12 protein-coding genes and 1 pseudogene are annotated in these 13,966 nt (G+C 70.4%); 6 read left to right on the top strand and 7 right to left on the bottom strand.

Annotation, left to right across the window (positions count from 1 at the left end; all coding sequences use genetic code 11):
• Nucleotides 1-182: 182 nt before the first annotated feature.
• Together ACFY0K_RS41725 and ACFY0K_RS41720 are read right to left on the bottom strand one after the other, a co-directional pair.
• On the bottom strand, nt 183-1,040 hold the full coding sequence (locus ACFY0K_RS41725; protein WP_390644289.1) for an aldo/keto reductase: 858 nt from the start codon (nt 1,038-1,040) through the stop codon (nt 183-185).
• 701 nt (nt 1,041-1,741) lie between these two features.
• Nucleotides 1,742-2,626 (bottom strand): LysR family transcriptional regulator, encoded by an 885-nt coding sequence (locus ACFY0K_RS41720; RefSeq protein WP_351962056.1) that lies wholly within the window; start codon nt 2,624-2,626, stop codon nt 1,742-1,744.
• Nucleotides 2,627-2,737: 111 nt separating this feature from the next.
• Here ACFY0K_RS41720 and ACFY0K_RS41715 point away from each other — a divergent pair, with 111 nt between their 5' ends.
• From ACFY0K_RS41715 to ACFY0K_RS41690, 6 genes and pseudogenes are all read left to right on the top strand, one after another.
• Nucleotides 2,738-3,613, top strand: a complete 876-nt coding sequence (locus ACFY0K_RS41715; RefSeq protein ID WP_390644288.1) for a dioxygenase — start codon at nt 2,738-2,740, stop codon at nt 3,611-3,613.
• A 55-nt stretch (nt 3,614-3,668) separates the two neighbouring features.
• On the top strand, nt 3,669-4,643 hold the full coding sequence (locus ACFY0K_RS41710; RefSeq protein WP_390644287.1) for a zinc-binding alcohol dehydrogenase family protein: 975 nt from the start codon (nt 3,669-3,671) through the stop codon (nt 4,641-4,643).
• 32 nt (nt 4,644-4,675) lie between these two features.
• Nucleotides 4,676-5,647 carry an MBL fold metallo-hydrolase gene (locus tag ACFY0K_RS41705; protein ID WP_390644286.1) on the top strand — a complete coding sequence of 324 codons (972 nt, stop codon included), beginning with the start codon at nt 4,676-4,678 and terminating at the stop codon, nt 5,645-5,647.
• Nucleotides 5,648-5,682: 35 nt separating this feature from the next.
• Complete coding sequence (locus tag ACFY0K_RS41700; protein WP_390644285.1) at nt 5,683-7,038, top strand: amidohydrolase family protein; 1,356 nt, start codon at nt 5,683-5,685, stop codon at nt 7,036-7,038.
• A 44-nt stretch (nt 7,039-7,082) separates the two neighbouring features.
• The gene (locus ACFY0K_RS41695) at nt 7,083-8,717 is read left to right on the top strand and encodes an amidohydrolase (RefSeq protein WP_390644283.1); all 1,635 of its coding nucleotides are present in this window, start codon (nt 7,083-7,085) and stop codon (nt 8,715-8,717) included.
• A 57-nt stretch (nt 8,718-8,774) separates the two neighbouring features.
• Nucleotides 8,775-9,351: pseudogene (locus ACFY0K_RS41690) on the top strand (TetR/AcrR family transcriptional regulator).
• Between the two features lie 330 nt (nt 9,352-9,681).
• On the opposite strand, the gene ACFY0K_RS41685 reads toward ACFY0K_RS41690, so the two are convergent.
• The 5 genes from ACFY0K_RS41685 to ACFY0K_RS41665 all read right to left on the bottom strand — a co-directional run bounded on the left by ACFY0K_RS41685 (nt 9,682) and on the right by ACFY0K_RS41665 (nt 13,718).
• Nucleotides 9,682-10,320: a hypothetical protein gene (locus ACFY0K_RS41685; protein ID WP_390644282.1), complete on the bottom strand. Its 639-nt coding sequence runs from the start codon at nt 10,318-10,320 to the stop codon at nt 9,682-9,684.
• Between the two features lie 116 nt (nt 10,321-10,436).
• Entirely contained in the window at nt 10,437-10,682 is a 246-nt protein-coding gene (locus ACFY0K_RS41680; RefSeq protein ID WP_228620829.1) for a ferredoxin, read from the bottom strand.
• Between the two features lie 5 nt (nt 10,683-10,687).
• Nucleotides 10,688-12,043, bottom strand: a complete 1,356-nt coding sequence (locus ACFY0K_RS41675; RefSeq protein ID WP_390644280.1) for an NADH-ubiquinone oxidoreductase-F iron-sulfur binding region domain-containing protein — start codon at nt 12,041-12,043, stop codon at nt 10,688-10,690.
• Complete coding sequence (locus ACFY0K_RS41670; protein WP_390644279.1) at nt 12,040-12,777, bottom strand: ferric reductase-like transmembrane domain-containing protein; 738 nt, start codon at nt 12,775-12,777, stop codon at nt 12,040-12,042. Before ACFY0K_RS41670 ends, ACFY0K_RS41675 begins: the two co-directional genes overlap by 4 nt.
• Nucleotides 12,774-13,718, bottom strand: coding sequence for an FAD:protein FMN transferase (locus tag ACFY0K_RS41665; RefSeq protein WP_390644278.1), 945 nt, complete (start codon nt 13,716-13,718; stop codon nt 12,774-12,776). Before ACFY0K_RS41665 ends, ACFY0K_RS41670 begins: the two co-directional genes overlap by 4 nt.
• Between the last annotated feature and the right edge of the window lie 248 nt (nt 13,719-13,966).

Genomic DNA, 13,966 nt, shown 5'->3' with positions numbered 1-13,966 from the left:
CAGGGGCGCCGTGGCGTCGACGAGATCGCGCGCGGCAACGACCATGCGGCCGAGGCAGTGGTCCCGCGGGCCGCCATGGCCCACTCCGCGTCGTGACCCGACGGGTACGTGCGCATTCCTTGGAGCCCTCGTGCGACGCGGACTCGGTGGCCGAGCCGGCGTCAAGCGCAAGCTGCACCGTGTCACACGCTGTCCAGCTCGGCGATTTCCTCGTCCGTCAGCTTCAGGTCCGCAGACGCTGCCGAGTCGCGGATGGTCTCCGGTCGGCTCGCGCCGGGGATCGGAACGACGGCCGGCGACTTGGCGAGCATCCAGGCCAGACAGACCTGCTGTGGGCTGACCCGGTGAGCCTCGGCAACCCGCGCGAACGGTGCGTAAGCCGAACCGAGTTCGCGCGCGCGGGAGATGCCGCCCAGAGGACTCCACGGCAAGAACGCGATGCCGAGCTCCTCACACAGCCGAAGCTCCGGCTCGCTGGAGCGGAAGGCAGGCGAGAACTGGTTCTGGACGGAGACCAGGCGGCCGCCGAGGATCTCGTTGGCCTGCCGGATCTGCTCCGGGTTGGCGTTGGAGACACCGGCCATGCGGATCTTGCCCTCGTCGAGGAGCTCCCGCACCGCACCGACCGACTCCGCGTAGGGAATCCTGGGGTCCGGACGGTGGAACTGGTAGAGCCCGATGGCCTCCACGCCAAGGCGGCGCAGGGAGGCTTCACAGGCCTCCTTGATGTGCTTGGGGGAGCCGTCCAGCGTCCAGCTGCCGTCTCCGGGGCGCAGGTGGCCGCCCTTCGTGGCGACGAGGATCTGCGCACCCAGCGCGTGGCGGGCGAGAGCCTTGGCGATCAGGGTTTCGTTGTGACCGACTTCATCGGCGTCCCGGTGATAGGCGTCGGCGGTGTCGATCAGCGTCACACCGGCGTCGAGCGCGGCGTGAACAGTGGCGAGGGAGCGTGCCTCCTCCGGGCGGCCCTCGATCGACATGGGCATGCCGCCCAGGCCGATCGCGCTGACCTCGATGTCACCGATTCGGCGAGTGTGCACGTGCTCGAGACCTCTTTCGACTTTCAGGCGGAACTGATGCCGGCCAATGCCTGAGCCACGGGACTGCGGCGATGTCGGCACAACCCAGCGTCGATGAGCAGCAGCCAGGGGTCCAATAGAAGAAGGCGAACGCATTCAGCAGCAAATTCTCTGAATGGGGTGACCTTCACAACGCTCACCGATTGCAGCGCGCCCTCCTCTGTGAGATGTATCTGCGCCTCCTGGCCAGGCCCGCGCGGGCGGCGTCGCATGCTGCGCCCGCGCGGCTGAGGGAGGCGATCCGCCGCAGCCTCCTGATGGCCCTGGTTTTCGTCGGCTCGCTCCCGATGGCGTTCTTCTCGCCGACCTCGCCAAGTGCTGCTGGCTGCTGGCGATCCCGGTTCGGCTGCTGTTCCGCGAGGCGCCCACCAGCGCACCGGACCTGCCGAGGAAAGTGCCGGCCAGGAGGGGCAGTCGGCCACGGCGCGCGGCGATGAGTCGACGGGGCCAGGCGGACGCTTTTGGTGCCGGCGGCGCCGCCGAACGCGGTGGGACCGCGCTCGGTGAGATCCAGGCCGCGCCGGGCGACGAGCGACGGCACCGGTCACCGGTCGCCGAAGAATTCCCGCCCGACCTGGCCGGCCGCCGGACATGCAGCGCTGCGAGGCCTCACCCCCGTATGCCGGTGACGGCAACACCCTCACGGAACGGCCCCTCGGCCATCAGGAAGGCGGGCAGGCCTCGAGCAGGGTGTCGGCCATCGCCACCGCCGCGGGAGATATGGGGAGTTGCGCCGTGGTGGCCAGTGACAGCGTCCACGTGATGGTGGGACTGATCGGAACGGCGCGGAGGTCCGTGTAGTGGCCGGCCGGCGTGGCGGGCATCAGGCTGATGCCGAGCCCATTGCGGACGAGACCGGCGGCGGTGTCGTAGTCGGCCACCTCGTAGGGGGCGTCCGGGGCGATGCCTGCGGCGGCGAAGGCATCGTCGGTCTCTAGGCGGATACCCCAGCCTGCGGCGAAGCGCACGACCGTTTCCTCGGCGAGGTCCGCCACGTGGATCTGGCTGCGGGCGCCGAGCCGGTGGTCGGGTCGGCAGAGCAGGACCATGGGGTCGCGGGCGACCGGTCGAAGGGTGACCTGCCTCGATGCCGTGGTGGCCGCGACCAGGGCGAGGTCGAGTGAACCGTCCACGACGGCGGCGAGGTGCGCGGCTGTGCCGGTGACGCCCTGGTGCAGCCGAATCGCCACCAGAGGGTAGCGGGTGTGGAAGCGGCCCAGCGCAGCGGGCAGGTCGAGGGGCCCGGAGGACATCAGGATCCCGAGGTCGACGCTGCCGCCGAGCTGCTCCCGGTACGGGGCGACCGAATTCCTCGCGCGCCGGGCTGCGGCCAGGGTGCTGCGGGCCTCGGCGAGGAACGCGGCACCGGCGGGGGTCAGCGTGATCCGGTGCCCGGCCCGGTCGAGAAGCTGCATATCGAGCTCGCGTTCAAGCTTGGCGATGGCCGTCGACACTGCCGACTGCACGACATGGGCCCGCTCGGCACCCCGAGAGAAGCTGCGTTCCTCGGCGACGGCGACAAAGTACTCCAGCTGACGTAGCTCCATTCTCTCAATATCTCACATCGAGATGTTGACCATCTAAAGGTTTCGCTAGACGAGATGAAGCCTCCCGTCTGATGCTTTTCGGCAAGGACGCGGACAGAAAGGAGTCGAGCGATGTCCATCGATCTGACCGAGGAAACGATCACAGACGCCGTTCAGCAGACCTTTGCGGGGTGCACGAACGAGCGCATGCGCGAGGTCTTCGTGACGCTCGTCCAGCATCTGCACGACTTCGCCCGCGAGGTCCGACTCACCAGTGAGGAATGGTTCACCGCGGTCGACTTCCTGGAGCGGGTCGGTCGCATCTCCAGTCCGACGCGGCAGGAGTTCGTGCTGCTCTCGGACATCCTGGGGCTCAGCGTCCTGGTCGACCAGATCAACCACGGCAACGGCTCTGCCACCGACTCCACCCTGCTCGGCCCCTTCTATGTGGAAGGCCGGCCACGCGCGGAGAACGGCGCCGACATCTCCGGCGGTGTCGCAGGCATGCCGTTGTTCTTCAGCGGCACGGTGGTGGACCCGGACGGGCGGCCGGTGGTCGGCGCGGACGTGGACACCTGGCACAGCGACAGTGAAGGTTTCTACGACGTGCAGCAGGCGGACAAGCTGCACGGCGAGCCCGCCATGCGGGCGCTACTGGACACGGACGACGACGGACGTTTCCGGTACCGCTCGATCGTGCCGCGGTACTACCCGGTCCCGACCGACGGACCCTGCGGCGAGATCCTCCGCGCCGCCGGGCGCTCGCCGATGCGGCCGGAGCACATCCATTTCTGGCTCCACGCCGAAGGCTACGAACCGCTGGTCACCATGCTGTTCCGCGGCGACGACCCGTATCTGGAGCGGGACGCTGTCTTCGGCGCCAAGCGCTCGCTGGTCGCCGACTTCGTCCAGCACGAGGCCGGCGAGACCGCGCCGCACGGCACCGTGATGTCCGAGCCCTTCCAGACCGTCGAGTGGACCTTCACCCTCGCCCCGGCTCGAGGGTGACCACACCGCACCGGACGTACCACCCGCTGATCATCAGCCCAGAAAGGACACCTGCGTGCGCGCGCTACGCTTCGACCAGTTCGGAGGCCCCGACGTCCTGCGGGTCGCCGAACTGCCTGATCCCCTGGCCACCGACGGCACGGCCGTGGTCGCCGTCCGGGCAGCCTCGGTCAACCCCTCCGACCTGAAGAATGTCGCCGGCATCATGGAGGGCACGGTGCTGCCCCGCGTGCCCGGCCGCGACTTCGCCGGCATCGTCGTCGACGGTCCACCGCAGTGGCGCGGCGTGGAGGTGTGGGGCACCGGCGGCGACGTTGGCTTCACCCTGGACGGCTCGCACGCGGAGTACATCCGTGTGCCGGTCACCGCACTCGCCCGCAAGCCGGCAGCACTGAGCTTCGAGGAGGCCTCGGCGGTCGGCGTCAACTTCGTGATCGGCTGGCTCGGTGCCGTCGAGATCGCGCACCTGAGCCGGGGTGAGACCGTCGTCGTCTTCGGCATTTCCGGCGGGGTGGGCGGCGCCGTCGCCCAGATCGCGCGGACGCGCGGGGCCCGGGTGCTCGGCGTCGACCGGGTTCCCCCCGCCGACGGCACTCCGGCAGCGGAGATCATCGACGCGTTCGTTCCCTTCGCTCCCGACGCGGACGCCGTGGCCGACACCCTGCTCACGCACACTGGCGGCCGGGGAGCCGAGGTCGTCTACGACGCAGTCGGCGGCGTCACCACCGCCGCGGCCCTCGCCTCGCTGGCCCAGCGGGGCAGACTGGTGGTCATCAGCGCGGTCGGAACACCCACGGTGGAGATCAACCTGCCGGACTTCTACCACCGCGAGGCCCGGATGCTGGGTGCGGACAGCCGCAAGCTCGACGTCACGGAGTCGGCCGAGCGTCTGGCCGTTCTCACCCCCTACTTCGAGCGCGGCGAGTTCCGGCCACTGCCGGTCGCGCACCAGTTCGGCCTCGATGAGGGACACGAGGCTTACACGGCGGTGGCGGAACAGGTTTCCGGCCGCGTCGTCATCGTTCCCTGAGGCCGCCCACGACCACTGAGAAAGGCGACGCCATGACGCGCTGCGCCGGCGCCCGTATCACCGTTCTCGACGAGAACTTCATCGACATCCTTCTGCCGTCGACCCTCCGCGTACGCCGCTACAACATGGATCAGCACTTCAATTCCCGGTACGGCGAACTGCTCGCCGAGAACGGGTTGTGCTTCCTCGTGGAGACGTTCACCGAGGGCAGCTCCACGACGATCCTCTTCGACGCCGGGCTGACCGCCGACGTCGTGCTGCACAACGCGCACCGCCTCGGCGTGGACCTGCACGAGGTGGAGGCGGTGGTGCTAAGTCACGGCCATCCCGACCACTTCGGCGGCATCAACGGAGTACTCGAGGCGATCGGCCATCCGACCCCGGTGATCGCACATCCCGACGCGTTCGACCCGCGGATGATCGTCAAACCGCACACCACCCTGCCGATGATCAACATCGGGCTGACACGGGAGGGAATCCGGACATCGGGCGGCCACCTGATGGAGGCACGGAACTCCATCCCGCTCGGCCCTGGCCTGCTCACCTCGGGCGAGATGCAGACCACCGCAGACTTCGAGTTCGAAGCCCCCGCCGGACGGCTGTGCGTCCACGCCGACGGCCGCGTCGAGGCGGACAACATCAACGACCACCAGGTCCTCGGCATCGACGTCGAGGGTCACGGGCTGATCGTCATCGACCCGTGCGGACACCGCGGGGTCGTCAGCTCGATCGAACACATGCGAGCCCTCACCGGCACCGACACGCTCTACGGCGTCCTCGGCGGATTCCACACCGGACACCCCGGCATCAGCGCCAACCGGATCGACAACACCGCCAAGGCCCTAGCCGCCTACGAGCCGCGGCTGGTCGCTCCCATGCACTGCAGCGGATTCCCGCTCAAGAAGGCCGTCGCCGACCTCGTCCCAGACGCCTTCGAAATCGTCACCGCCGGCACGGTGCTCACCATCGGTGACGTGCCGCCCGACACCCGTATCTGGCGCTGACGACACGGCCGTCCGAGTAACGAAAAAGGTCAACGATGACTCATAGAACGCTCATCAAGGGTGGCACGATCTACAGCGTCGATCCCGACATCGGGGAACTGCCCCGCGGTGACGTGCTGGTGGAAGACGACACGATCACGGCCGTGGCCGAGCACATCCCGGCGACGGATGCGCACATCATCGACGCCACCGACCGGATCGTCCTGCCGGGGCTGATCGACACCCACCGGCATCTGTGGCAGGCCGCGCTGCGGCAGCTCGCGGCGGACTGGACCCTCGGCCAGTACATCGACCACATGCTGCTGGAACTGGGGCCGAGGTTCTCCCCGGACGACGTGTACGTGGCCGAACTGCTCGGCGCGATGGAGGCCATCGATGCCGGTGTCACCACCGTCATGGACTGGGCCCACATCATGCGCAGCCCGGATCACGCCGACGAGGCCGTACGCGGACTCGTCGACTCCGGCATCCGGGCGGTGTTCGGTTACGGCAACCCCGGAGGGCCGCCCGCCGACTGGTACGCCCGTGACGTGACAAGGGTGGCGGAGCGCTACTTCTCCTCCGAGGCCGGACTGGTCACGTTCGCGCTGGCCAGCATGGGTCCGGAGTTCGGGCCGGTCGAGGACACGCTGTCCGATCTCACACTGGCCCGCGAACTGGGCATCCGCGCCTCGATGCACGTGGGCGTCGGCGCACTGGGCAAGCAGCGGTCGATCACGGAACTGCACCGACGCGGTCTGCTGGGCCCCGATCTGATTTACGTCCACTGCAACACCTGCACCGACGCCGAACTGCGGCTGATCGCCGACACCGGGGGACACGCCTCGATCTCGCCACGCGTGGAGATGCAGATGGGTCACGGTTATCCGGCGACCGGGCGGCTGTGCGCGGCGGGGGTGGTGCCGAGCCTGAGCATCGACGTGGTCTCCGGAGTGGGGGGCAGCCTCTTCGCCGAAATGCGCGGCACGCTCGAAGCCGAGCGCGGCTGGCAGCACCATGCCGCGCTCTCCCGCGACGAGACGCTGTCGGAGCTGACGATCAGCACCCGGGACGTGGTCCGCATGGCCACGATCGAAGGCGCGCGCACCCTCGGGCTGGAAAGCAGGATCGGGTCGCTGACCCCCGGCAAGCAGGCCGACATCATCCTGCTCGACACCGACCGGCCGAACCTGTCGCCCGTGAACAGCGTGTCCGCGGCCATCACCCTCGCCGACAACGAGAACGTCGACACCGTGCTGATCGCAGGCCGGGTGGTCAAGCAGGGCGGACGGATATGCGGGCACGACCTGCGGGCTGTACGAGGACGCGCACACAGTTCCCGGGACCGCCTTCTGGAGTCCTGGTCCGGCCCCCGCTCCACGGCCGCATCGGCGGCCCAGCCCCGCGCCTGACCCCTACCCCGGCGACGCGCGATCGACAACGACGAGGTTGTTTCATGGACACATCACCCGACACCGCTCCCGCCGATCAGATCTTCCTCAACGGGCTGGTCTGGCCGGGCGGTGCCCGACAGGTGGGACCCGAACCGACCGCACTGGCCGTGCGCGACGGCAGGGTGGTGGCGTACGGCAGTGACGCGGAGATCCGCGCCTTGTCCGGCAGCCGGTCGGCCACGGTCGACCTGCGTGGCCGCCGCGTGATTCCCGGCCTGGTCGACGGCCACATGCACGCGGTGCGCGGCGGCGCGACCTGGGCGAGCGAACTGCGCTGGACGGACGTACCCGACCTGCCCACGGCGCTCGCCAGGCTTCGCGCCGCAGTCGAGACGGCGCGCCCCGGGGAATGGATCCGGGTCGTCGGCGGGTGGCACCCCTGCCAGTTCGCCGAATTGCGCGAGCCCACGCGTGCCGAGTTGGACGCACTCGCTCCGGACCACCCGGTGTATGTGCAGGCGTTGTACGAGGTGGCGGTGCTCAACTCGGCGGCGCTCCACGCGGCCGGCATCGACGCCGCCACCCCCGACCCCGACGGCGGTCACCTCGAGCGCGACCCGGTGACCGGCGAGCTCACCGGCAGGGTGTTCGGCATGGGCGCGTTCAACCGCGTCCTGGGCGCCATTGCACCTGTCACACCGGAGAGGGAACGACGCTCCACCGCGGCGATGCTGGCCGACCTGCACGCCCTCGGGTTGACCGGAATCGTCGACGCCGGCGGGTTCGGCATGCCGCCGCAGCGGTACGAGCCGCTGTTCGCGCTCTGGCGCGACGGCGGTCTGTCGATGCGGATGCGGCTGTTCCTGTCCGCGGCGGACCCCGGGCAGGAATACAAGCAACTCGAGGAGTGGATGCGGCACACCCCGCCCCGGTTCGGCGACCCGATGCTGCGCTTCGCGGGCATCGGTGAGGTGGTGCACTACGGCTGCCACGACTTCGAAGGGCTCGAGGAGTTCTCGATCTCGGACGACGCCGCCGAGGAGCTCCAGCGGATCTCCTACCGCGCCGCCGAACAGGGCTGGCCGATGAACATCCATGCGGTGCTCGACGAGTCCATCGACAGGATCCTGACCTGCTGGGAAGCGGTGAACGAGCGGATCCCGCTGCGGGGGCTGCGGTTCTCGCTGTCCCACGCCGACCGCATCAGCGCGGGCAACCTGCGCCGGCTCACCGCGCTGGGTGCGGGTGTGGTGCTGGACGACCACCAGGTGTTCAAGGCCGGCTTTTCGGAGGCGGCCTGGGGCGAGGGTTCGATGACCGCAACACCGCCCATCGCGGACATGATCGCCGCCGGGATTCCCCTGGCAGCCGGTACCGACGCCACCCGCGCCTCCTCCCACAACCCCTGGTTGTCGTTGTGGTGGCTGATCACGGGAAACTCCGCGGACGGCATACCGCGACGCGCCGCTCGCCACCGGATGTCCCGGGAGCGTGCCCTGGAGTGTTACACCACGGGCAGCGCCTGGCTCAGCTACGAGGAAAACACTCGCGGGCGTCTGAGACCCGGCACGCATGCCGACTTCGCGGTTCTCAGCGAGGACTGCTTCGCCGTGCCGGAGGACCGTATCCCCGGGCTCTACTCCGAGCTCACCGTGGTGGGAGGCGAGATCGTCCATACCACAGGAACCCTCGCCTGACGGCCGTCATCAGGGCGTTAGGCATTCGGCACACGTGCACGACGAAAGAGCCGTCCCATGACCTCAGACACCAGGCGTCCCCTTCGGGCCGACGCACGGCGCAATCGAGAGAAGATCCTCTCCACCGCGATACGCGTCTTCGCAGAACAGGGACTGGACGCGCGCCTTCATCGCATCGCCGAGGAAGCGGGCGTGGGAACCGGCACCCTCTACCGGAACTTCCCGACCCGGGAAGTCCTCATCGAGGCCGCCTACCGCAGCGAACTGAGCCGGCTGTGCGACTTTCCCCGAACTCCTGGCGACCCTGCCTCCGCACGAGGCACTCCGTGTCTGGATGGGCCGCTTCATCGACTACGCCACCGCCAGACTGGGGATGGCCGACACCTTGCGTACCTTCGTCGACTGCGGCTTCAACGCCTGCGGCCACAGCCGCAAGTTGATGATGACCGCTCTTACCTCACTCTTGAACGCCGGGTCCGCCGCCGGCACCATCCGGGCGGACATCGGCGCGGCCGACATGTTCGTCGCCCTCACGGGCGTCGCCCTGGCCTCGGGAAAGCCCGAACAACGCCAACAGGCCGAACGCCTCCTCGACCTCATTCTCAACGGCTGCGCGACGGACCAGCGGTCCTGAGCGCCGCAGTTCGGCGGGGCTTCCCACGGCACGACGAAGCCGTGGCCCGGGCCAGTGAACTCCGCCGCAGATCGAGCACCTGACCGCTGGGTCGGCGAGATGAATGGACCGTCCAGGAGTGACGCGTGACGGGTGTTTCGCCCGATTACTGAGGTTGTAGACGCGGTGTCGTAGCGGGCCGACAGGTCTTGATCGTCGCGGTATGCCCAAGTGTGAGGTATCCGCAGGGTGGGGGTCTGTCGCCTGAGCGGCAGGCGTTTCGTGAGCGCATCCGGCTGATGGCGGCCGAGTTGTTCGCCGCCGGGCGGTTGGTTCACTGGAGCGGCGGCGCTATCTGCTCCAGGCGGAGACCAGGTGGACTCCGGCGAGTGCGACGATCAGTCCCGCGCCGACCGCGACCGCCAGCAGAGCCCACCGTCCGGCGCGCTGCGGGGCGGCGATCCCGTGGCGTGCCGGATGGCGGCGCAGGTCGGCTCCGATGAGGCGCGGCAGGCGCCAGACGTAAGCGAGGACGTGCACGCCCAGCACGGCGATCCAGCAGATGAAGCTGGCTTTGTGCAGCAGGAGCACCGGAAGCGGACCGGTGTCGGGGCCGAGCAGGGCAAGTGCCACTCCCGAGCCGAGGACGGCGACGCTCGTGGCGACGACCAGGGGGCCGAGCACGCGCAACAGCGGTGCCGGCGGCCCGTGGCGGCGGTACGCGGGCGCTCCCGTGTAGTAGCGGTAGAACCGGTAGCCGGTCGAGCCGATCTTCAGGCAGACCGGGCCGGTCAGCAGCAGCCCGATGAAGAAGTGCAGGGTGAGGAGTTGCCCGAGGAAGAGGATGGTGACGCCCTCGACGGCGAACAGAACCAGCAGCACCGCCCCGGTCACTGCGGTCAGCCGCTCGTTTCCCGCCGGCCCCCCGGACATCGTGCCGGGCCACTCGGGCTTGCCGTCCACCAGAGCCCTGCCGTCGCTCACGGTCACTCGTCCGTCCTCCTGGTGATCAGGCCCCGCGCAGCCCGGATGGCAGTGCTGACGCAACTCCCTCGCGGTGCGCTGGAGCGGGCAGAAGCATGTCTGACGTGGGGTCAAGAACTCGTTCACGTCCGCTGGGGCGACTGCCGGTCCGGTGCGCGATGCTGCGCCCGGTCCAGGCGGAGTGCCAGCGCCGGGCATGCGGCCACCGCGCGCCGAGCGTGCCCGAGGGCTTGACCCGTAAGGGGGGCCGATCCCACGATCGGGTAGCCCCACTCGTCCAACTCGACGAGTTCCGGCAGGAGTTCGGCGCACAGGCCGTAGCCGTCGCATGCGATGCGGTCGATCCCGAGGGAGTGTGTGCCTGACATGCCGTTTACCTCCATTCCCGCTCGTCGGGTACCACTGTGTCCGGGACCGGCAGAACGGGCTCGTGGCCTGCCGCGGCGCACGGGCCGAGGCTCAGATGGTGCCGTGCGTCGTGGGCGAAGACGCGCAGGGCGGTCGCCGCGAAGCGTGACACGCCGTCGGGGTGCCGGCAGGCGCCGCGCCCGGCGAGCAGTCCCACCCGGGCCTCCAGCCGCTCCCTCAGCCGAGGGCCGGGACTGCCCCAGGCGAGATCCGCGAAGTCCGCGGCCACGGCCGGCAGTCCGAGTCGGCACGGTCCGCACTGCCGTGCACTCTGCGCCGCGAGATATCCGAGCACCCTGGCCGCTTCGGCCAGACCGCAGGCACGGGCGGGAAGCGCCACGAACACTCCGGCACCGGGTCCCGCACCGAGTGACGCCAGGTCCTGCTTGGCGAACGGGACTCGCAGGGCCTGGTCCACCGGCAACCAACTACCGAAGAAGCCGCCCAGCAGGATGGATCCGAGCGGCTCCGAGGCTCCCCCCGCGACGTCCAGTACCTCACCGATCGGTCGGCCCATCGGCACTTCGTAGACGCCCGGCGTGCGCAGGGCGCCGGAGAGGGTCACGAGCGTGGTGCCCGCGGCGTCGGGGCGCCCGGCACTCCGGAACCAGCCGTGACCGTAGCGTGCGATCAGTGCGAGGTGGGCGAGGGTCTCGACGTTGTCGATCAGTGTGGGGCGCCGGCCGACGCCCTTCTCGAAGGGGCGCGGCGGGGTCGCCAGCGGGCGGGCGTCGCCGCCGTTCAGCCAGCGCACCAGTGACGTCTCCTCGCTGGAGACGTAGTGGTGGGGCAGTTCGTGCACCATCACCGGCACCGTGTCGAGGCCCCGCCTCTGGCGTTCCTCGACTGCTTCGCGCAGAGCCCGTGCCTGGTCCTGTCTGGTGCGCGGTAGGCACAGGTGCGCCACGTCGGCGCCCACCGCGGCGGCGGCCAGTGCGGCGCCGTCCAGCACCAGGTGCGGGGCGAGGTCCAGCAGCATCTCGTCCTTCCGGCTGGCCGGTTCGCTCTCCATGCCGTTGGCGACCACCACGGCGGTGCCCCTGCCGCCGGCGACCGTGCGCAGTTTGCGGCCGGTGGGGAAGGCCGCGCCGCCCCTGCCGGTCAGTCCCGCGTCCTCCACTGCGCGCACCAGTCGGTCGACCGCGTCGGCGGAGCGGGGAGACGGTGGTGGACCGTACCGGCCGAGGTGCTCGTTCAGGTCGGCCGCGCCACCGGTGGCGTACCAGCCGTGCAGCAGCCTGGAGCCGTACGGGCCCATCATGCCGTCACGCCCGTCGCCGGTCAGCAGGGGTGGCTGTCCGTCCGTCATTGCGTCTGTCATTCGGACCCTCCGGCGTCATCGGTCGGCGCGGGCGCCGGGTGTACCGCGCCCGTGGCTGCCGGCGCGGGGCCGCTCGCGCGGTGCGCCCAACCCGGCTGCAGCGGCCCGGAACTCAGGAACGCGGTCAGCACCACGGGAACCGCCGCTGCGGTGACCCCCGTCCAGAGCCGCATCGCGACCCGGCCCGGGCCCGCCCGGTACAGCCGCCACCAGACGGCGGCGACCACGAGGGCGACGCATGCGGCGTACAAGGCGAGTTGCAGCGTCAGCTGGGTGTCGGTGCCGGTCCCCGCGGCGTGGAAGAGCGCGACCGGCCAGGCCGCGTAGGCCAGCCAGTGCACGGTCTTCCACCGCCGCTGCCCCATGCGCAGCCGTATCGCACTGGTGGCCGCGACCGCGAGCAGCAGGTCGAACGCGACCGTGCCCAGTCCCAGCCAGAGCGGCCGGTAGGAGGCGGTGAACGGCACCACCGTCACCAGCCAGCCCAGGTGGACGAAGGTGTCGAGGATCGCGGTGACGATGTGCACGGCCAGGAAGGCCAGGGTCAGCACCGCCAGGTTGCGGTGCAGCGCGCTCACCTCGAAGCGGGCGAGCCGCCGCGGTGTGTACCGGCCGCCCACGGCGATACCGAGCGCGACGGTCGCGGTGAGCAGCACCAGGGCGACGGTGCCGCCTGCCCGGGTCGCGGACCACAGCGGGCTGGGGCCGGCGGCGAGTGGGACGATTCCGGTCATCGGGCGCCTCCCGCAGTGTCCTCGGGCCAGCCGCAGACTCGCTCGACGGTCCCGTCCACGCGTACCAGCCGCGCGGGCAGCCCCACCCGGCGCAGCCGGCCCAAGGCGCGTTCACCGAGGACGACCGCCTCGGTGCTGGCGATGTTGGCGGCCACGCAACTGACGGCGGCAACGCTGACGGTCCGCCAGACCGGGGCGGGTACGTCGCCAGTGGTGGGATCGACGATGTGATGCAGCCGGCGACCCCCTCGGCGCCAGGTTCGCACCGTGGTGCCGGAGGTGGCGAGTCCGCCCCCGGTGACGCTCACCGTGGGCCGGCCTCCGGTGCCGGGCGCCGCGTGATCGTCGGCGAGGGCGACGCGCCAGCCTCCCGGTGGCGCCTGGCCCGCGACGGAGAGGTCACCGCCAAGGTTGACCAGGACGCCGCAGCCCGCCACCTCGGTGGCGCGGTGGGCGGCTCGGTCCGCGGCGAGGGCCTTGGCGGTCGCGCCGAGGTCGAGCGCGATGCCCGGCGGCATCCGCAGCCGGCGGGCGGCGCTGTCCCATTCCACCGCCCGCCAGCCCGGGGTCGCTCCCGCAAGGCGTACGGGGCCCACGTCCTGCGGTCGCAGCGCGGCGAACGTGACGTCGTAGCCGAGCGCGTTCACGGCGGTTCCGACGGTGGGATCCACGACGCCGTCGGTCACCTCCGCCGCAAGCAGCGCCACGTCCAGTGCCTCGGCGAACAGGGCGCTCACATGACGGGGAGCACCCGCCGCGGCATTGGCGCGCGAGAGTTCCGAGTCGCGCCGGAAGCGGCTGCACGCCGCGTCGACGGCGGAGAGTTCGGCCTCGAGCACCTGCCGTGCCGCGTCCATCCCGTCCGGGTCGGCGACGAGAAGCGAGGCGGTGGTACCCAGCGCAGGGAAGGAGACCGATGCCGGACGTGTGGCGGCGGTCATGACGCACCCGACGTGGTGTGCGACGGTTGTGGAGCCGGTGCCGGGGGCTTCGTCGTGATATGCGCGGATGCGGGGTTGGACGGACCGGTGGCGGACGGCAGGACGGGCGCCGTCCGCTGCTTCGGCACGGTCGTATGCGGGGCCGGGCGGGAGGTCGAGGTGGCGGTCCCGGACGGGTCCGCCGAGTGCGACGGAGTCCGCGGGGTGGTAGGTGTGCTCGACGTGGGGGCGGATGCGGGCGTCGACGG

The sequence above is a fragment of the Streptomyces sp. NPDC001507 genome (assembly GCF_042894765.1).
In the GTDB taxonomy this organism is placed as follows: Bacteria; Actinomycetota; Actinomycetes; order Streptomycetales; family Streptomycetaceae; genus Streptomyces.
Note: the sequence above shows the minus strand (reverse complement) of the source record. Positions and strands in the feature narration are given on the sequence as shown.